Consider the following 26,754-nt stretch of genomic DNA (forward strand, 5'->3'; position numbering starts at 1 on the left):
AATAATCAAGAATAACGCGATTAAAAAATAACGACTACAGGGCTAAAGTGATGATTGTGATCACTATTCAAATACAATGGTTTTATAGTCGTTGAGCATAACACGGTCTTCGCTCAATAGACGGATGGCTCTGCTTAAAACTGCTCTTTCAATTTCTTTTCCTGCAGTTACCATGTCTTTAACGGTGTAATTATGATTGACGTGGCGCACATCTTGAACAATGATAGGCCCTTCATCCAATTGGTCGGTGACAAAGTGAGCTGTTGCACCAATGATTTTTACACCTCGTGAATGTGCCTGCTTGTAGGGATTCGCACCAATAAATGCAGGTAGAAATGAATGATGGATATTGACCAGCTTATTTTCGAATGTCGCAACAAATAGCGGGGAGAGGATACGCATAAATTTGGCTAGAATGATATAATCAAAAGTGTATTGTTTGATTTGCGCAATCAACTGGTTTTCAAAATCTTCTTTCGACAGGTCTTCATGTGAAATACAATGAAATGGAATCTCAAATTTATCCGTAAACGAACGTAGGGTATCATAATTACCGATGACTGCCTGTACTTCTGCACCCCAGGTTTCAAAATGTTGCCGAACGAGGATATCTGCCAGGCAATGGTGTTCTTTGGTGACAAGGACAACAATTTTCTTTCGATTGCTAGGATTAACTTGAATCTGAGCGGAGGGGGGAAGCACTTCGGCCAAGGAATTGGAGAGCTGTGTCTGGTCTGGAAATAAACCGTTGCAGACAACACGAACAAAGAATTTATTCGCTTCTTCATCAACATACTCCCGCATCGTAATGATATTAAGCTGATATTTTGCTAGTGTATTGGAAATATTGGCTACCAATCCAACGGCATCTTGACATTGGATCAGAATTAAGGTTTGGTTTTGCATGAAATTGGTCGTAGGTTGCAAAAAAGCGGGTTAATTTAACCCGCTTTTTTTGTTAGTTCTTCTTCAAGGTCTACTTCTACACGTAGATTTTCGACAATATGCTTTTGTCGGTCCGGTGTATTTTTACCCATGTAGTATTCTAATAATTGTTGAATCTTATTGTCTTTTGATAAAATGACGGGGTCAAGACGGATATCTTTTCCGATAAAGAGGCCAAACTCGGATGGTGATATTTCACCTAACCCTTTAAATCGAGTGATCTCAGGCTTCGCCCCTAGTTTTGCAATCGCTTTTTGTCTTTCTTCATCGGAGTAGCAATAGATCGTCTCCTTTTTGTTTCGCACCCTAAATAATGGTGTTTGGAGGATAGATACATGTCCTGCTTTGACCAGATCGGGGAAAAATTGTAAGAAAAACGTCAATAATAGCAGACGGATGTGCATTCCATCAACATCGGCATCGGTAGCGATAACGATATTATTATAACGTAGTCCATCTAGTCCATCTTCAATATTGAGCGCATGTTGTAAGAGATTAAACTCTTCATTTTCATAAACGATTTTTTTAGACATGCCATAAGAATTTAGTGGTTTTCCTTTTAAACTGAAAACCGCTTGTGTTTGCACATCGCGTGATTTGGTGATTGAACCTGATGCTGAATCACCTTCGGTTATGAAAAGCGTAGTTTCCTGGTTGCGTTCGTTTTTATCGCTGAAATGGACTTTACAATCACGTAATTTTCGGTTGTGTAAAGATGCTTTTTTAGCTCTTTCATTCGCTAATTTTTTGATTCCTGCAATATCCTTACGTTCCCGCTCAGATTGAAGAATACGTTTTTGAAGTGCATCCGCTGTACTTGGATTTTTATGCAAGTAATCATCCAGCGCTTTTTTGACAAAGTCATTAATGAACCCTCTTACAGTAGGGCCTTCGGGACCTACACTCTGGGAACCCAGTTTTGTTTTTGTTTGGGATTCGAAAACCGGCTCCTGCACTTTGATAGCGATAGCACCAATAATTGAGGATCGAATATCCGATGCGTCAAATTCTTTTTTGTAGAATTCACGGATTGTTTTTACAAGAGCCTCACGAAATGCTGCTTGATGTGTTCCCCCTTGGGTCGTGTGTTGACCATTTACAAAGGAATAATATTCTTCACCATACTGTTGCCCGTGAGTCATTGCAATCTCGATATCATCTCCACGCAGGTGAATGATTGGATAGCGCATGGATTCGGCATCAATATTCCTTTCTAATAAATCTTTTAATCCATTCTCAGAAATAAACTTCTGTCCATTAAAGTTAATGGTAAGACCTGAGTTTAGAAAAACATAGTTCCAGATCATATTCTCTACAAATTCGGAACGGTATTTGTAATTTCTGAAAATAGAATCGTCTGGATAGAAGGTTACGGATGTACCATTCCGTTGTGTAGTGTCTTTCTGTTCGTCATTCACCAATTCTCCTTTGGAAAACTGCGCAATACGTGTTATATTTTGACGGTATGACTGTACCGTAAACTGGCTGGATAATGCATTGACTGCTTTTGTACCCACACCATTTAATCCAACAGATTTTTGAAAGGCTTTGCTGTCATATTTACCACCTGTATTGATCTTGGAAACTACATCTACGACAGATCCAATTGGAATTCCCCGGCCATAATCGCGTACTGAAACTTTGTTTTCGTTTACGGTGATATCAATGGTTTTACCGGCGCCCATCACAAACTCATCAATCGAGTTGTCGACAACTTCTTTCAATAAAACATAGATGCCATCATCGTAGGCCGAACCGTCCCCCAACTTTCCTATGTACATTCCCGGACGAAGGCGGATATGCTCTTTCCAATCCAGGGACCTAATACTGTCTTCGTTATATGTACTCATAAATTTATGTAGAACTTAGCTAACAAAAGTATAAAAAATAAACCACGATTTGTAGTATGGAAGACTAAATTTTTTAGATATTGGCTGGTTTTGATAATATTCAGAAAATTGCTGGATTTCCGGGGAAATGTTTACATTTAATGTAAGTAATTGTAAAGCGAAATATTTATGGGGTTATTTGATAAAATCAGAAATGAATTTATTGATATTATCGAGTGGGTCGATAATAGTACGGATACCATCGTGTGGAAATTTCCGCGGTATCAGAATGAAATCAAAATGGGAGCGCAGCTTACCGTAAGGGAGGGGCAAGCGGCGGTATTTTTGAATGAGGGCGTCGTTGCAGATGTATTTCAGCCTGGCAGATACGAACTGACAACGCAGAACATGCCAATTATGACAACCATCCGTGGTTGGAAATATGGTTTCAACAGCCCATTTAAGGCTGATGTCTATTTTATTAACCTGCGTCAATTTGTGAATCAACGCTGGGGAACCAAAAACCCCATCATGTTACGTGATCCTGAATTTGGCCCGATACGACTTCGCGCCTTTGGAAATTTTTCCTTTCAGGTAAAGGATGTCCCTGTTTTTATGAAACAGTTGGTTGCAACGACTCCGGTATTCACCGTCGACGATATTACAGAGCAATTACGCAATATTGCGGTTTCCAGAGGCATGGATGCCATCGCAGAATCTAAAATTCCAGCTTTGGACTTAGCTTCGAACTATGATGAAGTTTCTGCATTGATCCAACAAAAAATAGCTGGGGACTTTGAGGAGATTGGGTTAAGCCTGACTAAATTTTTGATTGAGAATATCTCATTTCCAGAGGAGGTTGAAAAAGCATTGGATAAACGCAGTAGTATGGGGGTGGTTGGGAACCTTGGTGCTTATGCACAGTTTCAAGCTGCCAATTCCATGGAAAAAGCGGCGGAAAACCCGAGCAGTGGTGGTATTGTTGGCGCTGGTTTTGGCGCCGGTTTGGGAGCAGGAATGGTTGGACAGATGGGGAATGTGTTTCAGCAAAATAGTTTTGATGGTAATAATCCTACTGGTGCGGCTGACGCAGGCGCTAGAGCAGGAGCGGTTGGACCACCGCCGTTACCCAAGGCAGTTGCTTATTACTTGGCTTTAAAAGGAAAACAAGAAGGACCATTCGATCAGGAACAATTACGTGGTTTGCTTGAGGAGGGTACACTCAGGGCTTCAACTTTAGTTTGGAAAGAAGGGCTTGATAACTGGACCGAGGCTGATAAAATTATTGAATTGAAGGATTTGTTTTCGCAGACCCCACCACCAATTCCTGGAGTTTAGCGATCTAAGTGCTATCACGCGTATGAGTTTTGAAGAGAAGACCTCCGAAATAGATAGGGGGTTAAAATGCCAAGGTTGCGGTGCTGTATTGACTTATCAGCCCGGGACTTCCTATCTGGAATGTTTGTATTGTGGTACTAAGAACGAAATTACGGACAACCTGGCGGTAGGGGGTGAGATTGAAGCAACGGATTATAAAGTGTTTGGAGAAGCGATGGAAGGCGTAGCAGATGAACGGTACAGTTATCTGACAGAGGTCGTTCACTGTAGTAATTGTGGGGCGAATTCGAGGTTGAATCCACATGTTACAGCAGCTGTATGTGCCTTTTGTGCATCACCATTGGTTATTGACCATCAACAAAGGCGCATCGTTAAACCTCATGGGCTTGTGCCTTTTACGGTAGATTATAAACAGGCCTTTGGTTTATTAACACAATGGGCTGGAAAAGTCTGGTTTGCGCCCAATGATTTTAAAAGGATCTTCAATTCACGGAATGATCGCTTGAAAGGTGTATACATCCCATTTTGGTCATATGATTCGGATGTACATTCTTCTTACGAGGGATCCCGTGGGGAATACTATTATGTGACACGGACACGACGTAATTCTGACGGTGAAACAGAGGAATATGAAGAGCGCCGCACGAACTGGTATCCTGCTTCGGGAACGATATACAGCCAATTTAGAGATATCGTTATCTCTGGATCGACCTCGCTGCCCGAAAAATTTTCGGATAAAATAGGCCCCTGGAACTTGAGTTATCTGAAGCCATTCAACGAGCAGTATCTGAGTGGTTTTATTGCGGAGACATTTAGTATCGACCATATTGTGGCAGCCCGGACTGCACGAGCGATTATGGACCGCGAAATTGAACGACAGGTCGAAAATGATATCGGCGGAGATACCCAGGATATTGATACTATTGATAGTGATTTTAAGTCGATCAAATTGAAGTATATCTTGTTACCTGTGTGGTTGTCGGCTTATCAGTATAAGGGCAAGAGCTACCAGATCATGGTCAATGCTTTCAATGGGAAGGTGTACGGACAGCGGCCTTATAGCTTTTGGAAAATTGTTTTTTTGGTGCTGTTGATCCTTATTGTGTGTTATCTGTTGAGCTTTATGGGTTAATAATAGCTGCAAAGACACTAAAAAAAGAGCTGTACTTTTTAGGTACAGCTCTTTTTTATTGCTGTAAGATGTTTTATTTATTCAATGAAAGCAAGAAGCCAATTGTAAAGTTTGCATCCCAATCGAATACGAAAGTATCGCAGTTAGTTGCATCTTTAAGCGCTTTGTAGATGTTGACACCGCTTTTTGTTTTTATTTTGTCCGCTTTATAAGAAGTAGGATCGTTTAATACAGTGAATCGTTCTTCTCCTTGACGTGTTTCCGATGCCAGTTCGAAAGGAACGCCACCAATAATAAAACAAACTTCTCTTTTTGAGGACGGTATTTTCTCACCTATTTTTTTTACTTCCGCATAGACCGTGTCATCCTTTAAATCTTTTTCGTAATACTTGGCACCTGGTGCTTCCACAGACTTGGTGTCGCCATCAATCCAAGAAATTTTGGTGTTTCCAGAACCAATATCTACAACAAAGGAGTTTTCTTCATAAGCTTTTGGAAGAACGGATTTAAGTGCTAATTTCCCCTCTTGTTCGGCTGTAACCAAGTTAACAACAAATCCCATCTTTCTAAGTTCTGAACTGATAACAGTTGTTTTAGGTTCTTTTTGCGCGCCAGAACTGATCACGAAATGGATGTTTTTGGATTTCACGCCTTTATCCAGCATCATGCCGATATAATCTTTTAGTCCTTTACGGATATCTTCGGTGGTGGCCAGACCTTCGTAAGCAAAGGATTTTCCAAAATCTTTGGAAATAATTTCCCAACGGTTTTCTTTGTCCATATTGACGACAAAGGAATTGAAACCAGAAGCGCCAACTTCTACAACCCCTTTGTACTCACCATCAACTGGTTTTTCCGGTTGATAGCTGAATGAACGTGCGCTTTCTGATCCCGAAGTTGTTGTGCTGGGGGCGTTGATATTGGTTGAGTCTGATTTATTGATAGTTGGATTTGCGTCGAATTTGCCTGACTGCATCGCCCAATAACCAATAGCAAGGATAGGTAATGCGATAATAATTGCTTTGATAGGCCATCTTAATCTGGCCCATGTCGATTTCTCTTCCATAATTTTGAATAATATGATATTGTTTTGATTAATTAATCGAGTAGTGTAAAGCCTTTGTCTACTTTTTCATCGGGTTTGAGTTCGTAACTGGCGTCAGCCATTTGAGTGACGTTGAGTACTTTTAAGTTACGTTCATCGACCTTACGGATAAATTCTTCAAGTTCACTCTGTGAAGGGGCGCCACCGACGGTAATATTATTATTCTGATCCAAGAAATCCAAGTTGGATCGAATAGATGCTATATTTTGGCTAATAGCACCTGTAGCCGCATTCATCGCTTCTTGAAAAGCCCAGCCATCTTTAATATTAAATACATCGGCAAGCCCATCCGTCGCATTTTTCATTTTTTGCGTAGCTTCTAGCTTTTTCGAAATGATAGAGATGCTGCTATCCAGTGTACTTACATAGATGCGTGCTGCGCTTTCATTGTCTTTGAGGACTTCCAGTACTTTTGCAAACTGGTTGGCATATTGCACGTAGCTACGCGCATTTTGTTCCTCTGATTCTCCTTCTTTGCCCAGTAAGAATGCTTTGGTACGTGTTTCCTTGGCATCTCTTGCATAAGCATTCGCCTTCTCTGCATTATTTCTGCTCGCTTCTTCTTTTGATTTTTCATCAAGATTGGCTGCTTCTGCTGTAAATCTTTTCGCATAGCTGTACTTTTCTTCGGCAGTCTTCTGGGCTGTTTCGCCGCTTTGAATCATGTCGATACGTACACCGTCCACATTACTGATTTTCTCTTTTACACGTTTTAAGGTGTCTTTGGCATCCCGAGACAATAATTGTAATGTTTCGATCGGATTGTTTCTAATAATAGATTTCTCACCTTTGAAAAGTAGTACCGTGCCCAAACGATGCAATAAGGCGATAATTTTGGGCGCTAAAAGTAATAAGGTAATTAGGATAATACTGAAAATCACAAATAAAATACTCTTTCCTGCATATTCGAGCATAACGGGAAGGTATTTGAAAAAAGCAAATGCTCCACCCAACAAAAGTGCCCAAAAGAAAATGGTAGAAGCCGTTTTTTTAGCTTCGGGAGTCTTTAATTGTGCAGGTAAATGATCCCCCAACACTTGAAATATGGGGAGTTGCGTCTTTATTTCAGCGGGAATATTGATGTATTGATCTTTTCTTTCCATTGATTTAGTTATGTGATTGATTGATTAATCATGTGCAAAGCGTTGTGTATTTCGGTGATAACCTCATCAACAGCGGCATTGCCTATGGCTATTTTTTGATCGATTTCTTTAATTTTTGGTTCGTACTTTTCATTAATTTGCCCCAATGCGCCTTGCTTTTTCTGGAGGTCAATCTGCAATTTGGAAATGTTTTCTGTTATTGCTTTGATTTCACTGTTTAAATTGGCAATTTCCAACGTTCGTTCCTGTTCAGCCCTTCTCTTTTCATCTTTCTTCTGTTCTGATTCTTTGGCAATGGTATCTTTTAGTTTGTTAGCATAATTTGTGCCAGTTGCAATAAGTTTTTCCTTTGATAATGAACTATCGACAAATTTGAGAGAAGTATACGCGGCTTTTAGTGTGTGTTCTTCTACTTTTCCCATTGCGGCAGCAGCATTCCACACTTCAAAAAAATCGACTCCTTGTTCGTTTAATTTTTCAAGAATGGCATAGACTTTCAATTTCATTTCTTTGAGATCTGTGCTGCCGTCATTAGCCGTAATTGGAATAGGAGGCGGTGTTTTACTTGTTGCTATTGGCTGCTGTACAGACGTATATGTTGGTGTGGAGGAGTTTAATTTTTCTTTTGTCGGTGCGGGTGGAGCCGAAGGTTGGGCGCTGGGAGCTGCCTGCTCATCTTCGAAAATTAATTTTTTAAGACTATTTAATATTCCCGAACTTCTTTTGTTTTCGTCGTTACTCATAATTGACAGTTTATTATACTATACTAAAATAGTAAAAATTAGGATTGTAGCGGCTAAAATTATTGGATCATATCATCATCAAATTAAATAATGGTCAAAACGAGGACATAAATGATTATGGGGGACACTGCAGTAAGGAAGACTTCGGTCTTTATAAATGACAAAGATTTCCAATCGTGAATTGGAAATCTTTGTGAAAATAGCGGGAAGAAATGCTTATCTTCCAAAGTCGTCTTGAACACGAACAATATCGTCCTCATCTGAGGGGTTGTTCGCATCGGTATGTTGCCAAATCTCAGCTAAAATACCGAAACCATCCAAGCCGATGAGGCGATGACGTTGCCCCTGGCGTAATCTGATTGTTTCACCTTCTTTTAATGTTGATACCACAGACTCTTCATCTGTGTCAGAAACCATTACTCCGACATTGCCCTGAATAACGCGCCAGATTTCAGCACGGCGGTGGTGATACTGCCAGGAAAGTCTTTTGTCTGGAGCGACGATCAGAATTTTTGGACTTAATTTTCCTGATATTTTTAATTCCTGAACGTCTAATCCTCCGAAATACTCATTAGCGAACTCCTGTGCTTGCGATTCGTCGATGACAAAAAAGCCACCCCAAGGGCGCGCTGCATCCGATTTCTCAATATTGAATCCTTTGGATGTCAACATTTCTTGCACTTTCTCAAATAATGCGGTTTTATCTATAGCCATGTTATAAAATTTCTAAAAATTTATTGATCATTAATTCAGCAGCTAAATATAGAAAAAAATCATTAATGTTTTTAGTTAACCGTTTTAGCTTTGATAAAATCGTTAAGCAAAATGCTTTTTTTATAAAATATGCCAGCAAGGGGTAGGGCATGTTTTCAAAATGAAATACTTAGTTTTGTGGTCAATCTAATTTCGGGATATGTCAAACTTTCAAGTCGATCGAGAAAATACAGCATTTATGCAGGCTGTTGCATTTGTTAACCAAACCAACCAGAATGTATTTATTACGGGAAAGGCAGGTACTGGAAAGACAACTTTCTTGAAGTATATTCGTGAACATAGCTATAAAAAAATGGCTATTACTGCGCCCACAGGGGTAGCTGCCATGAATGCGGGCGGTACAACTTTGCACTCCTTATTTTGGCTTCCTTTTGGAACTTTTGTGGAGGATTATGAGTTACGTTGGGATGAGCAGGATAGTCATATTTATAACAAATCCCGTCTCTTTAGTACAATAAAATTGACGAAGCAGCGTCGTGCAATCCTGCAGGAACTCGAGCTATTGATTATTGATGAGGTTTCGATGGTACGGGCGGATACATTAGATGCGATTAACGTGATATTGCAGTCCGTTCGCCGTGATATGCGTCCTTTTGGTGGTTTACAGGTGCTATTTATCGGAGATTTATATCAATTGCCCCCAGTGGTTAAAGATGCGGAATGGAACATTCTTCGGGACCATTATTCTTCTGTATTTTTTTTTAATGCAAAAATCTTACGGGATAACCCCTTGGTGATGTTGGAGCTCAATAAGATATATCGTCAACAGGATGAAGGCTTTATTTCGATCTTAAATGCGATACGGAATAATGAATGCACCAGTGAAATGTTAGCAACCTTAAATGGATATTACCAGCAGGATTTTGTCCCAAAAGAAGAAGAGCAATATATAACCCTGACATCTCATAATCGGAATGCCGATGAGATCAACAGTGCAAAATTAGCATCGCTATCCGGTAAGATGCTGAACTTAAAAGCTGTTGTAAAAGATGACTTTGCACAAGGGTCTTATCCTGCCGAGGAAACATTGTCACTGAAAATAGGCGCTCAGGTGATGTTTATCCGAAATGATTCAGGTGATGAGCGGAAATATTATAATGGTAAAATTGGCACGGTAAAAGATATAGATACTGTGCAAGGGACCGTATCGGTTACTTTTCCAGACGGTTCTGAAGAGGTGACGGTAAAAAGGGAGACCTGGGAAAATATCCGTTACAACTATGATAAGGGACAAGATCAGATCAAAGAGGAAGTCTTAGGTACATTTTCTCAGTTTCCACTCCGTTTAGCCTGGGCAATTACGATCCATAAGAGCCAGGGGCTGACTTTCCAGAAGGCAATCATTGATGCGGGGACATCATTTGCAGCTGGACAGGTTTATGTGGCTTTGAGCCGTTTGACGAGCCTAGAGGGACTAGTGCTCAAATCGATTATTCCATCCTATGCCATCCGGACAGATTATCAGGTGGTGGAGTTTGCACAACGTGCAAGTTTACAGTCTAATATTAATGAAATTTTAGAACAATGCCAACGAAATTATCTAGGGCAAATCCTGATGAATGGATTCCGTTGGGATGGGTTGTTAGCAGTGACAGCAGAACTCCTGAAGTCACTTGAAGAGCGTAATATCGATGGAAAGGAACAAGCAGTTCAATTCTTCCAACAATTGGTTGGACAGCTTCAGACACAGGAAAAGGTAGCGCATAAATTTATTATTGTCCTTTATGACCTTCTGCGGGATAAAGATGCAATAGATTATAATCTGATTTGCGAACGCTCAACCGCGGCGGTGAATTGGTTTTTGCCAAAGATGGATAAAGATCTTATTGAAGCCTTGACAAAACACATTGAAGAATACCAGATTCGAAAGCGGACGAAGAAATATATTGATGAGTTGAAAGCCGTACTGCTGGATTACAAACGTAAGCGTGAGCAATTGCAACATTGCCTAATCATCGCCGAAACGTTATCCAAAAGAGAAGATTTTCAAACAGCGATGCTTGATGTAGCTGCGCAGGTCAAAACAAAAGAAAAAGAGGAATTGGCCGCGCAAAGTGTTGATGAAGAAGGGGCTAAGAAATTGGATACGAAGGATATTTCTTTAGAAATGTTTAAAGAAGGAATGAGTATTTCGGACATAGCAGGTAAGCGCGGGATGGTTGCCGGTACAATTTACGGACATCTTATTAACTTTGTAGGGACAGAGGTTGAGGCAACCGAATTGATCGATCAAGAGAAGCTTGATCGAATCCTTGCGGTAATTCGGGCAAATCCAGACAAATCATCTTCCGAGCTTAAGATGTTGTTAGGAGCAGATGTAGATTATCCAGATATTAAAATTGGACAAAAAGTTTTAGGACTATAGGGGATAAGGATTTATGATGTATATTTGTCCACCTTTTATTATAAGCTAATTGAAAGAGGAGAAAACCAATAAAAAAATTAACAAATGGATTGTTTTTACTTCCATGCCGATTCAGATGGGTGTGACAATCTATCTATTTTACTGGGTCGGCACTTGGTTAGATAATAAATATGCGATTGCGGGTGAATGGGGGATGAAGGGATTGACACTATTGGGGGTGGTTGTATCTTTGTATCAGTTTATCAGGCAGGCAAATCAAATTAATAAGAATGAATAGTTATTTGAAAAGCATACTCGTATTGCTGATCGTCTTTGTAGCAAGTTTTGCTGCACATTATTTAGTAATATCCGGTATGGACGTTGTGCAGTATTGGTCACAGACGAATTACAGCCTGGTTGGAATGTATGCATTTGGATTTTGCTCCTCAATGTTGGTTGCGGTCTTGGTGTTTTTTGCAAACTGGTCCATGCCCGAGAAATTAGGAGTCATATTTCTTGGAGTGGTGCTCCTAAAGGCGATTGCGGGATATATTTATGTCAAGGATGGGTTAAAGACAATTGAAAACAATTTTATCGAATATAACTTTTTGGTTGTGTTTTTTATCTCGTTGTTTGTCGATGTATATATAGCTTTTAATGCTTTAAATCAAGTAGATAAAAAGGTTTAAACTATTTTTGGAAAAAGTTTAAACAAATGGTGATTTATGCCAAATAAAATTGTATTTTTGCGCAAAATTTTTTATTATTCAATAGTAATCTGAAATGGTGAATCTTAAGAGAGCACTTTTATTATTTGCAGTAATTTTTCTTGCTGTCAATCCTTTTACCTTAAAAGCAGCTGAAGAAGCGCATGGGGATGCGCCTAAATCCCAAGCTGAGGAAATCAAAGCGTATAGTCAACATCACTTACAGGATGATCATTACTTTTCTTTGTTTTCCGATCAAAAAGCAGGAAAGCATTATGGTTTTCCATTGCCAGTAATTCTTATTGATAATGGATTGGTTGTTTTTTCTTCTGGCGAGTTTCATCATGGAGAGTCTGTTGTAGAGAAAAACGGCCAATACTACACACTTTACCATGGCAAGATCTATAAGACGGATGCTGCAGGTACATTGAATTTTGATGAGGCCCATCATCCTACAAACGCTAAGCCGTTAGATTTCTCGATTACAAAGAATGTGGTAGGTCTATTATTAGCGGCGTTCTTACTGTTTTTGGGTTTTATATCTTTGGCTAAAACATACAAAAAAGGTGTTAATAACCTTCCTAAAGGTATAGGTCGCGTTTTGGAGCCTTTGGTTTTATATGTACGTGATGAAATGGCTGTTCCTAATATCGGTCACCGTTATAAAGAATTTATGCCTTACCTGTTATCTGTATTTTTCTTAATTTTTGTTTTGAACTTATTGGGTATGACTCCACTAGGTTTTAACGTAACGGGAAATATTACAGTGACTTTATGTTTGGCTTTATTCACTTTCTTTATTACCAACTTTAAAGCGAATAAAGATTATTGGAAACACATTTTCTGGATGCCAGGTGTTCCAGTTCCTTTTAAATTTATTTTAGCACCAATTGAGGTGTTGGGTATGTTTACTAAACCCTTTTCCTTAATGTTGCGTTTGTTTGCGAATATCACTGCTGGTCACTCTGTTGTGATGGGTTTGATCGCAATCGTTTATTTATTTCAACAACAATTGACTGTCGGTGGTAGTATTGGGGTGTCCATGTTGTTAACCTTAGTGTTGTTTTTCCTGGAGCTACTGGTTGCGTTTTTGCAAGCCTTTATCTTTACGATGTTGTCTTCTTTGTTTATCGGAATGGCAGTCGAAGAACACGCACATCATTAATCGAATTTTTTTGTTAAATTTTATAAAATAATTATTATGTACAACTTAATTGGAGCAGGTTTAATCGTAATCGGTGCAGGTTTAGGTTTAGGTAAAATCGGTGGTTCAGCTATGGAAGCTATCGCTCGTCAACCAGAAGCAGCATCTAAAATTCAAACTGCGATGATCATCATTGGTGCCTTAGTTGAAGGTTTAGCATTCGGTGCTTTAATCTTAGGTAAATAATCCAAGCTGATTAAAAGTTTACTAAATACAATCTGCAACGGTTGGTTGCAGATTGTATTTAAACAAAAAAATACAAAACAAAAGAAAATTATAATTTACAATTGTATATAAATGGAAGCATTAATTAATCAGTTCTCGTACGGTTTGTTCTTTTGGCAGCTAATCATCTTATTGGTTGTGATCTTTTTATTGGGCAAGTTTGCCTGGAAACCTATCGTCAACGCTTTAGATGAACGTGAGCAAGGAATTGCAAATGCATTGGAAGCTGCTGAGAAAGCTAAATTAGAAATGGCTCGTTTAACAAATGAAAACGAACAATTGCTTAAAGAGGCTCGTGCAGAACGTGATGTTATCCTTAAAGAAGCGAAAGAGCTAAAAGACAAAATCGTTGCTGAAGCAAGAACACAAGCACAATACGAAGGTGCTAAAATGATTGCTCAGGCGAAAGAGGAGATCGACGAACAAAAGAATAAAGCTTTGGCTGAGGTAAAATCACAAGTTTCATCTTTGTCTTTGGATATCGCCCGCAAAGTATTAACAAGAGAATTTGAGGACCAAGGTAAGCAGGAAGCTTTAGTAGCAGATTTGCTTAAAGATGTTAAATTGAACTAATCCGGTCACTTAAATTACGAAATAGAATTATGTCAGTATTTAAAGTAGCATCGAGATATGCAAAGTCATTAATTGACTTGGCTAGCGAGCAGGGCTCACTGGAGACCATCAAAACAGATATGGATTCGTTCATCGCTGTTTTAAAGTCCAGTTCAGAATTGCAGGCTGTTTTGGCCAATCCTATTGTTCCTTTGGACAAGAAGAAAAACATATTGGATGCTTTATTTAAAGATAAGATCAATGCAAATATCTTAGCCTTTTTCAAGATCATGATCAACAAAGGTCGTGGTACGATCGTATATGCTACTGCGCAAGAATTTGTCCGTGAGTATAACGAGGTTAAAGGTATTGTAAAGGCTACAGTTACATCTGCAGCACCACTTTCTGAAGCTAATTTAGCCGCAATGAAAGATGTCCTTGCAAAAGAAACCAACGCTCAAGTGATATTGGTCAATAAAGTCGATAACAAGTTAATCGGCGGATTTGTCGTCAATATTGGTGACCGCCAGATTGATACAAGTATTGCTGGAAAGTTGAATAAATTAGAAAGATATTTGAATCAGGGTAACTAAGGTTATTCTGGTGTTTAAAGTAAAATAAATCAAAAAACCCCTTATAATAATTAAAATGATAGAGGTAAGACCAGATGAAGTTTCGGCAATTCTAAGAGAGCAATTGGCGGGCTTTAAATCAGAAGCCGAACTAGAGGAAGTGGGTACCGTACTTGCTGTAGGTGACGGTATTGCTCGTATTTACGGCTTAACTAAAGTTCAGTCCGGTGAGTTGGTTGAATTTGATAACGGATTACAAGGTATTGTATTAAACTTAGAAGAAGACAACGTCGGTGTTGTACTTTTAGGTCCTTCTGACGAAATTAAAGAAGGAGATACGATTAAACGTACCAACCGTATTGCATCCATCAAAGTTGGAGAAGGTTTGTTGGGACGTGTTGTGAATACATTGGGTCAGCCAATTGATGGTAAAGGACCTATCCAAGGTGAATTGTACGAAATGCCTATTGAGCGTAAAGCTCCTGGTGTTATCTACCGTCAGCCAGTAACTGAGCCATTACAAACAGGTATCAAGGCAATCGATGCGATGATTCCAGTGGGTCGTGGCCAACGTGAGTTGGTTATTGGTGACCGTCAAACAGGTAAAACTGCGGTATGTATCGATACGATCTTAAACCAAAAAGAATTCTACGATGCGGGTCAACCTGTATTCTGTATTTACGTTGCTGTAGGTCAAAAGAATTCTACTGTAGCGAATATCGTTCGTACATTAGAGGAAAGAGGTGCAATGGCTTATACCGTTGTTGTCGCTGCTTCTGCTGCTGATCCTGCTCCACTTCAATTCTACGCGCCAATGGCAGGTGCTGCTATCGGTGAGTTCTTCCGTGATACAGGTCGCCCAGCATTGATCGTTTATGATGATTTATCTAAACAAGCTGTGGCTTACCGTGAGGTTTCTTTGTTATTACGTCGTCCTCCAGGTCGTGAAGCATATCCAGGTGACGTATTCTACCTACACAGCCGTTTGTTAGAGCGTGCAGCAAAAATCAACTCTTCGGATGATATTGCACGTAACATGAATGACCTTCCTGAATCTATCAAGCATTTGGTTAAAGGTGGTGGCTCATTAACAGCGCTTCCGATCATCGAAACACAAGCAGGTGATGTTTCAGCCTATATCCCTACCAACGTAATTTCTATTACAGATGGTCAGATTTTCTTGGAATCTAACTTATTCAACGCGGGTATCCGTCCAGCGATCAACGTAGGTATTTCCGTATCTCGTGTGGGTGGTAACGCTCAGATCAAGCCGATGAAAAAAGTTTCGGGTACATTAAAGTTAGATCAAGCGCAGTACCGTGAATTGGAAGCTTTCGCAAAATTTGGTTCTGATCTAGATGCTGCTACTAAAGCGGTATTGGATAAAGGTGTTCGTAACGTTGAGATCTTGAAACAAGGTCAATACTCTCCAGTTTCTGTAGAAAAACAAGTTGCGATCATTTACATTGGAACAAAAGGTTTATTGCGTAATGTGCCGGTAAATAAAGTAAGAGAATTTGAAGAGGAATTCTTAACGCAATTGGAACAACGTCATCCAGAAGTTTTATCAGCGTTCAAAGCTGGTAAATTCTCAGATGAGTTGACTGCAGTATTAGAAACAGTAGCTAAGGATTTAGCATCAAAATATTAATTAGTAATGAGTATTTGGTATTGAGCCCATTGGCTAGGTTCAATACTCAATACTAGGTACTTAATACTTAAAACAAATATGGCAAATTTAAAAGAAGTAAGAAACCGGATTACCTCGGTATCATCAACACAGCAGATCACGAAAGCCATGAAAATGGTTTCGGCTGCTAAATTGAAGCGCGCTACTAACGCTATCTTACAATTGCGCCCATATGCGAATAAATTAAGAGATATTTTGGCTGATGTTTCTGCAAGTGTGGAGGGAAGTAATTCTCCTTTTACAGTAGATCGTGAGCCAAATAAAGTGTTGATCGTTGTTGTTTCTTCTAATAGAGGTTTGGCTGGGGCATTCAATGCGAATGCTATCAAGATGACTAATAACTTGATCGCTAACAAATATGCCGAGCAGCATGCGAAAGGCAATTTAAGTATCATCGCTATTGGTAAAAAAGGTTATGATTTCTATTCGAAGCGTAATTTCGATGTAATAGCTAACCATTCGGATTTGTTTTCTGATTTAAATTTTGGAACTGTTTCGCTAGTGACAGAATTTATCATGGAACAATTTAAGGAAGGTAATTTTGATCGGGTAGAAGTGGTTTATAACCAATTCAAAAACGCTGCAGTTCAAGAGTTGACAGCAGAACAAATTTTACCTTTATTACCTGCAGAGGAAAACACACAACATACGCATAAAGCAAAAATAGAAGCTGAAGTGGATTATATCATCGAACCTTCCAAAGAGAAGATTATCGAGGAATTAATTCCGAAAGCCATCAAGATTCAATTATACAAAGCTGTTTTGGACTCCAATGCTTCTGAGCATGGAGCGCGTATGACAGCAATGGATAAAGCGACTGAAAACGCAGGTGACTTATTGAAATCACTTAAGTTATCGTACAACCAGGCTCGTCAGGCAGCAATTACTACAGAGTTGACCGAAATCGTTTCTGGAGCAGCAGCTTTGTCAAACGGATAGTTCATTATTCGAAAAAAACAAAAAAAGGCGATGATCGAAAGATTAACGCCTTTTTTATTGTTCACTGTTAAAAACTGTGATTTGCTGACCACTGAAAATAATGCTATGTTTGATAAAAGAATTTATTTTAATCTAGAAAAGATTTTCGAGGGATATGCAAAGATATTTGGGACGAAAGACAATCGTTAAGAAAGGCATTTTTTTGCGGATAATAGCCATTTTTCCTGTTCTGATACTATTTTCTTGTCATTATAGGGTTGATAGTGAAAGAACAAAGCTGGATGTGGTCGAATCTTGTAAAGAGAAACTTTATGAAAGTATTCCAATAACTACCCCTGACTCGATCGTTACAGGATACTGTCATTGTTCTACTGAAAAGTTATTGGAAAACTATAGTATTTTTGAGATAGCAAAGTCTAATTGGGATGAAAGTAGCAAGGAGCGGAAGGAAATGATAAAATTGGTTGAACCTTGTCGCCAGGATTATATGAAAAAGCTAAAAAAACATTTTAAAGATCAGGGGGAAGAAATATTTATCTTCGCCCCTAAATAGCTTTGCTACCACCTGATTAAGGCGGACCCCCAGGTAAAGCCCGCGCCGAAAGCGGCTAGGCAGATCAGATCACCATCTTTTATTTTTCCGGCTTCCCAGGCTTCACATAGCGCAATCGGTATAGAAGCCGCTGTAGTGTTGCCATATTTTTGGATATTGTTGAATACCTGATCCTCATGTAACCCTAAGGTTTTCTGTACAAATTGTGAAATACGAAGATTTGCTTGATGTGGAATTAGTAAGTTTATATCTGAGGTTTCTAAGTTATTCTTGCTCAAGGCTTCATGGATTACTTCGGGGAATTTGACAACAGCTTTTTTGAAAACGGCCTGTCCATCCATATTTGGGAATGCGGTTCCATCTTCAAGCATTTCTTTGGTCATCAATAACCCACCCAATTCCTGTTCTGGCCAGTCGGGCATTTTATCTAACCATATGCCGCTTGATGCCCCTGGGTAATACATTGCGAGCTTTTCGGCTTCAGCGCCATCAGAATGTAAATGCGTGCTCAAAATGCCTTTACCGGTTTCTGTTGTTGGCTGCACAACCACTGCTCCGGCACCATCACCGAAAATAACGGATACAGCACGGCCTCTGGTGGAGAAGTCGAGTGCAAATGAATGTTTTTCTGAACCCACAACAAGTATGTTTTTATACATCCCTGTTTTGACAAATTGATCTGCTATGGACAGGGCATAGATGAAGCCCGAACATTGGTTCCTAATATCTAATGCGCCTACTTCGTTCATCCCCATTTCCCGTTGCAGTAATACCGCACATCCGGGAAAATAGTAGTCGGGTGATAAGGTTGCGAAGATAATAAAATCGACATCTTCCTTGCTGATATTGGCGCGTTCTATTGCTATTTTTGCAGCCTCAACACCCATCGTGGTTGTCGTTTCGCCGATACGGTCGGCATAGCGGCGTTCTTTGATCCCCGTTCTTTCTTGGATCCATTCATCACTGGTATCCATAAAACGTGTTAGATCATTGTTGGTATATACGTTTTTCGGAACGTAATAGCCAATTCCTGCGATTTTCGACTGAAACATAATAAATTCATCTAATTGATTGTATTCTTCCCTTTTATATTGTCGTTAATTTAGAAAAAAATATTCTATTTTTGCAGTATGGGTACCCAAACTGCTGAAGAAACCTTTACGTTAGAAGAGATATTAGCGTCTGTTAAGGACTCTAATCGATTGATTTTATGGAATGACGAAACGAATACGTTCGAACATGTCATTCATTGTCTGATGTATCACCTCCAATATACCGAAAAACAGGCTGAGAAAATTGCATGGAAAGTACATACTGAAGGTAAGTGTGCCGTTTTGGAGGGCACTTTCACCGAGATGGAAATCTACCGCAAAATTTTGAAAGCAGAAGGTCTGACAGTGTCCGTAGAATAAACTTACTATCCTTTTTGTTACCGTAATAATATGGTTACGCTTCAATTTTCTCTGTAAGTTTTAGTTTTATTTGCATTATAACTATAAACTAAGCTGAAGCTCTCATGTTATTTAACGCTAAATCGTTTAAATTTTTATTATTATTTGTATTCTTTCTACCGGTTATTGTTTTTGCACAAACTGGTCAAATCAAAGCTATCTTGATCGATAGCAAAACTTCTAAACCTATTTCCTCTGCGAGTGCAGCGCTTTTAGATACAGGCAATAACTACGTTAAAGGAGCGCAGTCTGTAGATCAAGGCTTTCTTTTATTCTCGGATATCACACCAGGCAAATATAATGTTCGTATCAGTTACGTGGGCTATGAAACCTCTACTATTGTAGGAGTTGATGTGACCGCTTCAAAAACTAAAGACCTAGGGCGGATCGGCCTCACCTCCACTGGGGAGCTATTGAACGAAGTTGTCGTTGAGGGAAGAGTGCCTGCAATGCAGATTGGCATTGACCGTAAAACCTTTAATGTAGGTGAGAGCTTGGTTAGTGCGGGTGGTACTGCAACAGATGTTTTAGCCAATGTGCCCACGCTTCAAGTGGATCAAGATGGCTCAGTGAGCCTGCGCGGATCCAGTAGTGTCAAGATTCTAATAGATGGCCGTGAGTCCGCATTAGCCGGAAATGATGTCACATCTTTACTCCAGAGTCTTCCTGCTAATTCGATAGAGAAAGTTGAAGTCATCACCAATCCTTCCTCTAAATATGATGCGGAAGGACAGACAGGAATTATCAATATAGTTTTAAAGAAAAATATCAGAACAGGGCTGAATGGATCAGTAAACACATCCGCTGGCTCCTACGATAATTACATGGCTGGTATCACCCTGAATTATCGGGATCGAAAATTCAATTACTTTGGGTCATACAACTTTAATAAACGTAACATGGTTGGAAGTGGGAAGACCGACAATATCTTTTTGCGCGATACGACCCGTAATTATAGCGAATCCGAATCGTCAAGAAGGGGAAACAGCCATACAGTAAAAGCTGGATTTGACTACAATATGTCTGATCGTACCTCATTGAGCTTTTCAGGTAATCTGAGCATTCGGGATAATAAACGGATAGAGGATTTAGATTATCGGTTTTATAAAGGAACAGTTGAAACCGGAACGAGCGATCGTAATTCGACCCAATTCGAAGACGATCTTGGTTATGAATTCAACGCCGATTTTAGACATCAGTTTAAGCGACAAGGGGAGGAATTGACCGGGAATGCGAGTTACGGAAGAGACAAGGAAGATGGCACAAACGATTTCTTTCAAGAATATACTGACGGACGTAAAAATACTTCCCGCAAGAATGTAACCTCTGAAGACGGCAAGAATATCAATCTCCAACTGGATTATGTGTTGCCATTTTCCGAAGTAAGCAAATTTGAGGCCGGATACCGTTCCCAGATTAGAAAATCTTTTGATACGCAATTATCCGATACTTTGGTCGTAAATGAGATTTATGGACGAGATTATAGGATCAGCAATGATTTTGATTTTACCAGTGCTGTCCATGCGATCTATGCTAATTATCAAAATAAGCTGACGGATAAAATTGGCTATCAAATTGGATTGCGAGGAGAACAATTTGAACTCAAATCCACTTATTTTTCCAAGGATCCTGACGCCGCAGAAAAAGAATCCACTGCAAAGCAGAATTTTTTTAGATTATACCCAACCTTGTTTTTAACCTATGATGTAGATGATAACGGCGACAAAGTTCAGTTTAGTTACTCGCGCCGTGTGCAACGTGCCCGGGGTTGGCAGGTCAATCCGTTTCTAAATGTATCCGATGATTTGAATTACCGTCAGGGAAACCCAAATCTGAAACCAGAAGATGTACATAGTTTTGAAATGAGCTTTGCTAAAACTTTCGGAAAAGTCAATTTAATATCTTCGGCATACTTTAATCACGCGAGTGAGGTTATCCAACCTTTTGTCTACAAAATAGAAGATGGCAGAACGTATAGTCGATGGGAGAATATGACCAGCCGTAATCTTTCGGGCTTTGAATTTATTTCAAAAGTCAACGCGACGAAGGATTTTGATTTTACATTTAACCTCAATTTGATCCATATTAAATATAATGCAAATCCGGACTACGATATAAAAGAAAGAAAGGATTTCGCTTATAATGCAAATTTAACTGCGAACTATCGCTTCACACCTACTTTCTCTGCTCAAATGAGAGGTGAGTACAATTCTTCACGGGTGATGGCTCAAGGACAGATGAATGCCATGAAAGGGGTGGATGTCGCGTTGAAAAAGGATGTATTCAAGAAAAAAGCATCAATTATGTTAAATGTTAGAGATGTATTTAATTCACGGAAAATGAATGGTGTGACAGAGACATCTCAGCTCATATCAAATTTTGAACACCGTTGGATGAAGCGGATGGTGACCTTGTCACTGTCTTATCGTTTTGGTAGTCAGGATTTAAATAGGTCTAAGAAGAAAGAAGCACAAACAAATGAAATAAACAGTGGCGGTGAGGAATATTAAAAAATATTCCTCTTTTTAAGCCCAAATACGTAATTTTAATTTTGAAACAAACCTAAAACTAGAAGAATGAAGTTATTAAAAACAGTTCTTGCGGTATCGGTGATGGCATTTTCAGCACATCTACATACTGCCGTAGCACAAGCAAAAAAAGACGTACCTGCTTACAAAATCCTGGATTTGCCACGTGTAGATATCAAGAAATTCAAAAAGAATAAGGCTGGAGCCTATGTTATTTTCGACGGGACCTCTATGGAAGGCTGGAGAGGATATGATAAAACTGTCTTGCCTAAAAGATGGGTCATCAATGAAGGCGCAATTAAATTTGATAGCCAGGCGAATGTTGGTAAAGATGAAGGCGGAGATCTGATTTTTGCACATGATTTCAAAAATTTCGAATTGGAAATGGAGTGGAAGGTTGCAAAAGGGGCAAATTCAGGAATTTTCTTCCTGGCGAAAGAAGTCGAAGGCCAGCCCATCTATATTTCGTCACCGGAATGCCAGGTGCTTGACAACGAAAACCATCCGGATGCTAAAATGGGGGTTGACGGCAATCGCAAATCCACGTCTTTATATGATATGATTCCTGCGAAACCACAAAATGGAAAGCCTTATGGCGAATGGAATAAAGTGAAGATCCGTGTAAACAATGGTAAAGTGGAGCATTTTCAAAACGGTGTGAAAGTCGTCGAATATACTCTGTGGGATAAATCATGGATCGATCTACTACAAAAAAGTAAATTCAGCCAAGAAAAATGGCCATTGGCTTTTGAGTTGTTGAGTCATGTAGGCGGCGAAAGTAAATCCGGATTGATCGGTCTTCAAGATCATGGAAATGACGTTTGGTTTAAGAATATAACTGTTAAAGTTTTATAATAAAACCTTCATCCTCTCGTAAGTCATAACAGCTATGACAGCTAATAGAAGGGGTATTTCTGCCCAATAAAAACAAAAATTTTCGAAAAGCAGCTTTAAAGCTGCTTTTTTTATAATATGGATTGTAGTTCTTTCAGATCGACGATCATATGCGGCACATCTTCGGGTTTTTCCACACTGTTCGGATTAAAGAAGATTGCGTCCATGCCAACATTCATTGCTCCGCGTATATCCGCATCCAGGTTATCACCTACCATCAGTGATTGTGGTGCCTGTGTGCCTGTCGTCTCCAGCGCAAATTGAAATATCCTTGGATCAGGTTTGTTTATACCTACTACCTCAGAAATAAAGATATTTTTGAAATATTTATTCAAATTGCTTTTTTTCATTTTGATCTCACAGGCTTCTTTAAAACCATTGGAAATCAGATGTAGGTTGTATTTTTCGTTCAAGTAGGTTAAAGTTTCATGGGCATGAGGAAATAAATTCGTCTTTTGGGGACAAATAGCCAAGTATTCCAGTTCAAATTCTTCCGGAAATAATTCAGGATCTACGCCCAATGCTGTAAAGGTATCGGCGAACCTTGCCTTTCTTAATTCGGGTTTTGAAATTTTTCCATGATGGTATAATCCCCAAAGTCGATGATTATTGACCGTATAAGTTTCGATGAAACGGGTGGGGGATTCCTTGTCAAACAAGCTGTCAAACTTGTATTTAAAATATAATTCTTGGAGACTTTCTTCAGCATTCTTGTCAAAATCCCAGATGGTATGATCCAGATCAAAGAAAATATCCTTTTTCTCATGATTAAACATATGCAAATATACCACCTCCAGGGAGATTTTATCTTATTGTGAATCGGCTAATTTTCTTCTTTGTGTCATAATCTTTGGGATATTTCCGAATGCCTTGGTGAATAGCTATTTTTGTTACATGAAGAAAGCGCTTTTACTCTTTTATTTCCTTTTGTTTTATGCGGTTATGCAGTTGATCTGGTGGGGGGTGATGTTTATCCGATTTGACCCAAGCAAAAAGAATATGATTATAGGAGAGGGTATTTTCTTTTTGATCATTTTTCTATGGGGCGCATGGCGGTTAAAGCGTCTGGTAGAGCGCGAGCAGAAACTGTTGCAACAACAGCAGAATTTCCTTTTGGCCATCACGCATGAGTTGAAATCTCCTTTAGCGTCAGTGAAGCTTTATATTCAGACCATTTTACGACGGGATTTGGATAAGGAGCAACAACAGACTTTTTTAAGAAATTCCCTGAAAGATATTGAGCGATTGGATGATCTGGTGGAAAATGTATTGATGACAACAAAGCTGGACAGCCGCAATTACAGCATGCCCAAAGAGGACTTTAACTTTACATCTTTGGTGGAGCAAATTGTCGATCGGCTTCAAAAAAATTCATGTAGCTCGCAGGTATTGAAACCTTATCTGGAATCGGATATTATTATCCATGGTGATAAATTTGCGATAAGTAATGTCGTGACAAATCTCATTGAGAACGCTATCAAATATTCACCGGCTTGCGCTATGGTGGATGTGAAATTATACACTGAGAACAGTAAAATAATTTTTTCTGTTGCTGACCATGGCATTGGTATCAGTGATGAAGAGAAAAAACTTATCTTTAATAAGTTTTATCGCGTGGGAAGTGAAGCAACACGGAAAACCAAAGGTACTGGTTTGGGGTTATATATCGTGAAAACTGTGTTGCAGAAGCACGACGCGACCATTAAAGTTAAAGATAACACTCCTAAAGGGAGTATTTTTGAAGTAACATTTGAAAGAAATGCAAAGTAAACAAAGAATATTACTTGTCGAAGACGAAGAACACTTGTTAGAAGCTATCAAGTTGAATCTCGAAATGGAAGGTTACCGTGTCACTACGGCTACTGACGGAAAAAAAGCATTGAAAGTTTTTAAAGAAGAACGTTTCAATCTCGTGGTTCTGGACGTTATGATTCCTGAAATTGACGGATTTCAAGTTGCTGAGACGATTCGACTACAGAATACCGAGGTGCCGATCATGTTTTTGACTGCCAAAAACAGTAGCGAAGACCGTATCACCGGACTCAAAAAAGGAGCTGATGATTATTTGGTAAAACCTTTTAACCTAGAAGAGTTGATTCTTCGCGTTGGAAATTTGGTCCGTCGGGGAATGAAGCCAGATGATTTAAAAGAACTGAACTCTTATCAAATCGGTGATAAAACCATCTATTTTAATTCTTATGAATTGCATCATGCGGATGGAACGATTACCTCCTTGACGAAAAAAGAAACGATGCTATTGAAGCTGTTGATCGAACGTCGCAATGAGGCCGTCTCTCGGGAGCAAATTTTGGAAACTGTATGGAATTATGATGTCTATCCTTCGACACGCACCATCGACAATTTCATTTTGACATTCCGGAAATATTTTGAGCCAGATCAAAAGCATCCAATTTATTTCCATTCTATCCGAGGGGTTGGTTATAAGTTTACCGACAATAACGCGTAGTAAAAAAAGATGATGACAATTAAGGCTAGAATAGCCGTTATTTTTATTGCAGCGTTACTTTTGGGCTATGGTTTATACCAAGGGCATTATCAGACATCTGTCTTGCTGGCCGGTGGCATTGGTTATTTAATTTGGAGCCATTTCCGGGAGGGCTCAGTTTTTTTGGCAACGCAAGCTTTTCATAGACAAGACTATGAGAAAACAAAAAACTTGTTATCCGAAATAAAAAATCCAGATACCCTTCGTAAGGGGCGTCGTAATTTCTATGAATTTATGATGGGAAATATTGCCTTAAAAGAAGAACGTATCGATGAGGCTGAATATCATTTTCAGCTGGCATCCCGTTTACCTTGGAAAAAAGATAATGAAAAAGGTATGGTAATGATCAATCTGGCCAATATTGCATTGCGGAAGGCAGATTATGAAAGAGCAAAAGCATATACAGATGTGGCTAATAAATTGCATTTAACCGCAAGACAGGCTAGTATTATTACAAAAATAGAAAACGAAATTTCAAAACATTTATAGTGAGTACTACTTTACAAAACGACTTATTGATTAGAGCTGCTTTCTCGCAGCAAACGGAGAGACCTCCTGTGTGGATGATGCGTCAGGCTGGGCGCTTTATGAAAGAATACTGGGATATCAAAAACAAGTATTCTTTTCTCGAAATGTGCAAAACACCAGAGATTGCGGCAGATGTAACGATGTTGCCCGTGGATTTGCTTGGAATTGATGCAGCGATCTTGTTTTCAGATATTTTGGTTACAGCTGAAGCAATGGGTGGAGATTTGTCATTTGAACAAGGAGTGGGCCCTCGTTTTTCTAATCCAGTTCGTTCTGTCAAGGAGGCGGAAGCATTATCAATTGACTGTTTGGATAAACTGCAATATGTAGCTGATGCCATAAAAGTAATTCAGCAACGCCTTGATAATCGTATCCCATTAATCGGTTTTGCGGGAGCGCCCTTTACCATTTTAAGCTATTTGGTCGAAGGTGGTTCGTCAAAGGATTTCAAGTTGACGAAGTTGATGTTAAACAATCAACCTGAATTAGCACATATGATCCTTCAAAAGATTGCTGATGTCACTGTAGCCTATCTTAACATGCAGATCGAGGCAGGTGTAAATGCAATCCAATTGTTTGATAGCTGGGCATTGGCTTTATCCTGGAATGATTATCGCGATTTTTCACATTATTACAACAAACAGATTATCTCCAAGTTGAACCGCAAAGATATTCCGGTAATCTCTTTCTGTAAGGGATCATCTGTCTTTGCTCCGATGATGGTAGAGGCGCAACCAGATGTGGTTTCTATCGATTGGAATGCGGATCTAAAAAATATAAAGCAGTCTTTGCCTCAAGGGATAGCGGTTCAAGGAAATTTAGATCCTTTTGTCTTATATGCTGAAAAGCCTGTGATCAAAAAGAAAATTATCGAATTATTCGAACGTATGCGCGGAGAGAATGGTTTTATATTCAATTTGGGACATGGTATTATGCCTGATATTCCTTTTGATAATGTAAAATATGCAATCGAGGTGGTGAAAGAATTTCGCTATTAAATTTTCAATTGCGATTATCCAAAGAAAAGATTTTAGCGATACATCCGAATAAAATGAAGACTTGCTGTAACTGGCAGGTCTTTTTTTATGTGGA

At 39.2% G+C, this 26,754-nt stretch carries 27 protein-coding genes; 19 read left to right on the top strand and 8 right to left on the bottom strand.

The window, feature by feature from the left end; translation table 11 throughout:
* Window positions 1-63 precede the first annotated feature (63 nt).
* Together purU and HPC41_RS23275 are read right to left on the bottom strand one after the other, a co-directional pair.
* Window positions 64-906, bottom strand: coding sequence for a formyltetrahydrofolate deformylase (gene purU / locus HPC41_RS23270; protein WP_172396500.1), 843 nt, complete (start codon window positions 904-906; stop codon window positions 64-66).
* Between the two features lie 35 nt (window positions 907-941).
* Window positions 942-2,795, bottom strand: a complete 1,854-nt coding sequence (locus HPC41_RS23275) for a DNA topoisomerase IV subunit B (protein WP_172396501.1) — start codon at window positions 2,793-2,795, stop codon at window positions 942-944.
* Window positions 2,796-2,963: 168 nt separating this feature from the next.
* Here HPC41_RS23275 and HPC41_RS23280 point away from each other — a divergent pair, with 168 nt between their 5' ends.
* Together HPC41_RS23280 and HPC41_RS23285 are read left to right on the top strand one after the other, a co-directional pair.
* Window positions 2,964-4,112, top strand: a complete 1,149-nt coding sequence (locus HPC41_RS23280) for an SPFH domain-containing protein (protein ID WP_172396502.1) — start codon at window positions 2,964-2,966, stop codon at window positions 4,110-4,112.
* A 22-nt stretch (window positions 4,113-4,134) separates the two neighbouring features.
* Entirely contained in the window at window positions 4,135-5,244 is a 1,110-nt protein-coding gene (locus tag HPC41_RS23285) for a TFIIB-type zinc ribbon-containing protein (RefSeq protein WP_172396503.1), read from the top strand.
* Between the two features lie 73 nt (window positions 5,245-5,317).
* Here the strand turns inward: HPC41_RS23285 and HPC41_RS23290 are convergent, their stop codons facing one another.
* The 4 genes from HPC41_RS23290 to HPC41_RS23305 form a co-directional block, all read right to left on the bottom strand.
* Complete coding sequence (locus HPC41_RS23290; RefSeq protein WP_172396504.1) at window positions 5,318-6,310, bottom strand: hypothetical protein; 993 nt, start codon at window positions 6,308-6,310, stop codon at window positions 5,318-5,320.
* A 32-nt stretch (window positions 6,311-6,342) separates the two neighbouring features.
* A complete protein-coding gene (locus tag HPC41_RS23295) occupies window positions 6,343-7,452 on the bottom strand; it encodes a hypothetical protein (RefSeq protein ID WP_172396505.1) in 1,110 nt (369 codons plus the stop codon).
* A gap of 8 nt (window positions 7,453-7,460) precedes the next feature.
* Entirely contained in the window at window positions 7,461-8,195 is a 735-nt protein-coding gene (locus tag HPC41_RS23300) for a hypothetical protein (protein ID WP_172396506.1), read from the bottom strand.
* Between the two features lie 216 nt (window positions 8,196-8,411).
* Window positions 8,412-8,867 (bottom strand): cupin domain-containing protein, encoded by a 456-nt coding sequence (locus HPC41_RS23305; RefSeq protein WP_246251001.1) that lies wholly within the window; start codon window positions 8,865-8,867, stop codon window positions 8,412-8,414.
* Between the two features lie 241 nt (window positions 8,868-9,108).
* On the opposite strand from HPC41_RS23305, the gene HPC41_RS23310 reads away from it, so the two are divergent.
* From HPC41_RS23310 to HPC41_RS23355, 10 genes are all read left to right on the top strand, one after another.
* Window positions 9,109-11,334 (top strand): helix-turn-helix domain-containing protein, encoded by a 2,226-nt coding sequence (locus HPC41_RS23310; RefSeq protein ID WP_172396508.1) that lies wholly within the window; start codon window positions 9,109-9,111, stop codon window positions 11,332-11,334.
* 49 nt (window positions 11,335-11,383) lie between these two features.
* Window positions 11,384-11,611 carry an AtpZ/AtpI family protein gene (locus tag HPC41_RS23315; protein ID WP_246251003.1) on the top strand — a complete coding sequence of 76 codons (228 nt, stop codon included), beginning with the start codon at window positions 11,384-11,386 and terminating at the stop codon, window positions 11,609-11,611.
* Window positions 11,604-12,002 (top strand): hypothetical protein, encoded by a 399-nt coding sequence (locus HPC41_RS23320; protein WP_172396509.1) that lies wholly within the window; start codon window positions 11,604-11,606, stop codon window positions 12,000-12,002. Before HPC41_RS23315 ends, HPC41_RS23320 begins: the two co-directional genes overlap by 8 nt.
* A gap of 94 nt (window positions 12,003-12,096) precedes the next feature.
* The gene (atpB, locus tag HPC41_RS23325; RefSeq protein WP_172396510.1) at window positions 12,097-13,185 is read left to right on the top strand and encodes a F0F1 ATP synthase subunit A; all 1,089 of its coding nucleotides are present in this window, start codon (window positions 12,097-12,099) and stop codon (window positions 13,183-13,185) included.
* Between the two features lie 36 nt (window positions 13,186-13,221).
* Window positions 13,222-13,410, top strand: a complete 189-nt coding sequence (atpE, locus tag HPC41_RS23330; protein ID WP_028070619.1) for an ATP synthase F0 subunit C — start codon at window positions 13,222-13,224, stop codon at window positions 13,408-13,410.
* A 111-nt stretch (window positions 13,411-13,521) separates the two neighbouring features.
* A complete protein-coding gene (locus HPC41_RS23335; RefSeq protein WP_172396511.1) occupies window positions 13,522-14,022 on the top strand; it encodes a F0F1 ATP synthase subunit B in 501 nt (166 codons plus the stop codon).
* A 29-nt stretch (window positions 14,023-14,051) separates the two neighbouring features.
* Window positions 14,052-14,594: an ATP synthase F1 subunit delta gene (gene atpH, locus HPC41_RS23340; protein ID WP_172396512.1), complete on the top strand. Its 543-nt coding sequence runs from the start codon at window positions 14,052-14,054 to the stop codon at window positions 14,592-14,594.
* Between the two features lie 55 nt (window positions 14,595-14,649).
* The gene (gene atpA / locus HPC41_RS23345; RefSeq protein ID WP_121127262.1) at window positions 14,650-16,224 is read left to right on the top strand and encodes a F0F1 ATP synthase subunit alpha; all 1,575 of its coding nucleotides are present in this window, start codon (window positions 14,650-14,652) and stop codon (window positions 16,222-16,224) included.
* A 78-nt stretch (window positions 16,225-16,302) separates the two neighbouring features.
* Window positions 16,303-17,202, top strand: a complete 900-nt coding sequence (gene atpG / locus HPC41_RS23350) for an ATP synthase F1 subunit gamma (RefSeq protein WP_172396513.1) — start codon at window positions 16,303-16,305, stop codon at window positions 17,200-17,202.
* A 154-nt stretch (window positions 17,203-17,356) separates the two neighbouring features.
* Window positions 17,357-17,755, top strand: a complete 399-nt coding sequence (locus HPC41_RS23355) for a hypothetical protein (protein WP_172396514.1) — start codon at window positions 17,357-17,359, stop codon at window positions 17,753-17,755.
* 5 nt (window positions 17,756-17,760) lie between these two features.
* On the opposite strand, the gene HPC41_RS23360 is transcribed toward HPC41_RS23355, so the two are convergent.
* Window positions 17,761-18,807: a 3-oxoacyl-ACP synthase III family protein gene (locus HPC41_RS23360; RefSeq protein WP_172396515.1), complete on the bottom strand. Its 1,047-nt coding sequence runs from the start codon at window positions 18,805-18,807 to the stop codon at window positions 17,761-17,763.
* A gap of 78 nt (window positions 18,808-18,885) precedes the next feature.
* On the opposite strand from HPC41_RS23360, the gene HPC41_RS23365 reads away from it, so the two are divergent.
* The 3 genes from HPC41_RS23365 (at window position 18,886) to HPC41_RS23375 (ending at window position 22,589) form a co-directional block, all read left to right on the top strand.
* Window positions 18,886-19,167 (top strand): ATP-dependent Clp protease adaptor ClpS, encoded by a 282-nt coding sequence (locus tag HPC41_RS23365; protein ID WP_172396517.1) that lies wholly within the window; start codon window positions 18,886-18,888, stop codon window positions 19,165-19,167.
* 104 nt (window positions 19,168-19,271) lie between these two features.
* Window positions 19,272-21,716, top strand: a complete 2,445-nt coding sequence (locus tag HPC41_RS23370; RefSeq protein WP_172396518.1) for a TonB-dependent receptor — start codon at window positions 19,272-19,274, stop codon at window positions 21,714-21,716.
* Between the two features lie 66 nt (window positions 21,717-21,782).
* The gene (locus HPC41_RS23375; protein WP_172396520.1) at window positions 21,783-22,589 is read left to right on the top strand and encodes a 3-keto-disaccharide hydrolase; all 807 of its coding nucleotides are present in this window, start codon (window positions 21,783-21,785) and stop codon (window positions 22,587-22,589) included.
* 110 nt (window positions 22,590-22,699) lie between these two features.
* Here the strand turns inward: HPC41_RS23375 and HPC41_RS23380 are convergent, their stop codons facing one another.
* On the bottom strand, window positions 22,700-23,404 hold the full coding sequence (locus tag HPC41_RS23380) for a YjjG family noncanonical pyrimidine nucleotidase (protein WP_172396799.1): 705 nt from the start codon (window positions 23,402-23,404) through the stop codon (window positions 22,700-22,702).
* Between the two features lie 118 nt (window positions 23,405-23,522).
* Here HPC41_RS23380 and HPC41_RS23385 point away from each other — a divergent pair, with 118 nt between their 5' ends.
* From HPC41_RS23385 to hemE, 4 genes are read left to right on the top strand one after another with little or no spacing between them, the layout of a single operon-like run.
* Entirely contained in the window at window positions 23,523-24,398 is an 876-nt protein-coding gene (locus tag HPC41_RS23385; protein ID WP_172396521.1) for a sensor histidine kinase, read from the top strand.
* A complete protein-coding gene (locus HPC41_RS23390; RefSeq protein ID WP_070563139.1) occupies window positions 24,388-25,095 on the top strand; it encodes a response regulator transcription factor in 708 nt (235 codons plus the stop codon). The genes HPC41_RS23385 and HPC41_RS23390 overlap by 11 nt, the downstream gene beginning before the upstream one ends.
* Window positions 25,096-25,104: 9 nt before the next feature.
* Entirely contained in the window at window positions 25,105-25,623 is a 519-nt protein-coding gene (locus HPC41_RS23395; protein ID WP_246251005.1) for a hypothetical protein, read from the top strand.
* A complete protein-coding gene (gene hemE / locus HPC41_RS23400) occupies window positions 25,623-26,660 on the top strand; it encodes a uroporphyrinogen decarboxylase (protein WP_172396523.1) in 1,038 nt (345 codons plus the stop codon). The genes HPC41_RS23395 and hemE overlap by 1 nt, the downstream gene beginning before the upstream one ends.
* Window positions 26,661-26,754 lie beyond the last annotated feature (94 nt).

Origin of the sequence: Sphingobacterium prati (assembly GCF_013167215.1) — a bacterium.
Lineage (GTDB): Bacteria > Bacteroidota > Bacteroidia > Sphingobacteriales > Sphingobacteriaceae > Sphingobacterium > Sphingobacterium prati.

Excerpts from the sequence above, each read along its gene's own strand:
- purU (WP_172396500.1), bottom strand. The coding sequence starts at position 906 with ATGCAAAACCAAACCTTAATTCTGATCCAATGTCAAGATGCCGTTGGA.
- HPC41_RS23275 (WP_172396501.1), bottom strand. The coding sequence starts at position 2,795 with ATGAGTACATATAACGAAGACAGTATTAGGTCCCTGGATTGGAAAGAG.
- HPC41_RS23280 (WP_172396502.1), top strand. The coding sequence starts at position 2,964 with ATGGGGTTATTTGATAAAATCAGAAATGAATTTATTGATATTATCGAG.
- HPC41_RS23285 (WP_172396503.1), top strand. The coding sequence starts at position 4,135 with ATGAGTTTTGAAGAGAAGACCTCCGAAATAGATAGGGGGTTAAAATGC.
- HPC41_RS23290 (WP_172396504.1), bottom strand. The coding sequence starts at position 6,310 with ATGGAAGAGAAATCGACATGGGCCAGATTAAGATGGCCTATCAAAGCA.
- HPC41_RS23295 (WP_172396505.1), bottom strand. The coding sequence starts at position 7,452 with ATGGAAAGAAAAGATCAATACATCAATATTCCCGCTGAAATAAAGACG.
- HPC41_RS23300 (WP_172396506.1), bottom strand. The coding sequence starts at position 8,195 with ATGAGTAACGACGAAAACAAAAGAAGTTCGGGAATATTAAATAGTCTT.
- HPC41_RS23305 (WP_246251001.1), bottom strand. The coding sequence starts at position 8,867 with ATGTTGACATCCAAAGGATTCAATATTGAGAAATCGGATGCAGCGCGC.
- HPC41_RS23310 (WP_172396508.1), top strand. The coding sequence starts at position 9,109 with ATGTCAAACTTTCAAGTCGATCGAGAAAATACAGCATTTATGCAGGCT.
- HPC41_RS23320 (WP_172396509.1), top strand. The coding sequence starts at position 11,604 with ATGAATAGTTATTTGAAAAGCATACTCGTATTGCTGATCGTCTTTGTA.
- atpB (WP_172396510.1), top strand. The coding sequence starts at position 12,097 with ATGGTGAATCTTAAGAGAGCACTTTTATTATTTGCAGTAATTTTTCTT.
- atpE (WP_028070619.1), top strand. The coding sequence starts at position 13,222 with ATGTACAACTTAATTGGAGCAGGTTTAATCGTAATCGGTGCAGGTTTA.
- HPC41_RS23335 (WP_172396511.1), top strand. The coding sequence starts at position 13,522 with ATGGAAGCATTAATTAATCAGTTCTCGTACGGTTTGTTCTTTTGGCAG.
- atpH (WP_172396512.1), top strand. The coding sequence starts at position 14,052 with ATGTCAGTATTTAAAGTAGCATCGAGATATGCAAAGTCATTAATTGAC.
- atpA (WP_121127262.1), top strand. The coding sequence starts at position 14,650 with ATGATAGAGGTAAGACCAGATGAAGTTTCGGCAATTCTAAGAGAGCAA.
- atpG (WP_172396513.1), top strand. The coding sequence starts at position 16,303 with ATGGCAAATTTAAAAGAAGTAAGAAACCGGATTACCTCGGTATCATCA.
- HPC41_RS23355 (WP_172396514.1), top strand. The coding sequence starts at position 17,357 with ATGCAAAGATATTTGGGACGAAAGACAATCGTTAAGAAAGGCATTTTT.
- HPC41_RS23360 (WP_172396515.1), bottom strand. The coding sequence starts at position 18,807 with ATGTTTCAGTCGAAAATCGCAGGAATTGGCTATTACGTTCCGAAAAAC.
- HPC41_RS23365 (WP_172396517.1), top strand. The coding sequence starts at position 18,886 with ATGGGTACCCAAACTGCTGAAGAAACCTTTACGTTAGAAGAGATATTA.
- HPC41_RS23370 (WP_172396518.1), top strand. The coding sequence starts at position 19,272 with ATGTTATTTAACGCTAAATCGTTTAAATTTTTATTATTATTTGTATTC.
- HPC41_RS23375 (WP_172396520.1), top strand. The coding sequence starts at position 21,783 with ATGAAGTTATTAAAAACAGTTCTTGCGGTATCGGTGATGGCATTTTCA.
- HPC41_RS23380 (WP_172396799.1), bottom strand. The coding sequence starts at position 23,404 with ATGTTTAATCATGAGAAAAAGGATATTTTCTTTGATCTGGATCATACC.
- HPC41_RS23385 (WP_172396521.1), top strand. The coding sequence starts at position 23,523 with ATGAAGAAAGCGCTTTTACTCTTTTATTTCCTTTTGTTTTATGCGGTT.
- HPC41_RS23390 (WP_070563139.1), top strand. The coding sequence starts at position 24,388 with ATGCAAAGTAAACAAAGAATATTACTTGTCGAAGACGAAGAACACTTG.
- HPC41_RS23395 (WP_246251005.1), top strand. The coding sequence starts at position 25,105 with ATGATGACAATTAAGGCTAGAATAGCCGTTATTTTTATTGCAGCGTTA.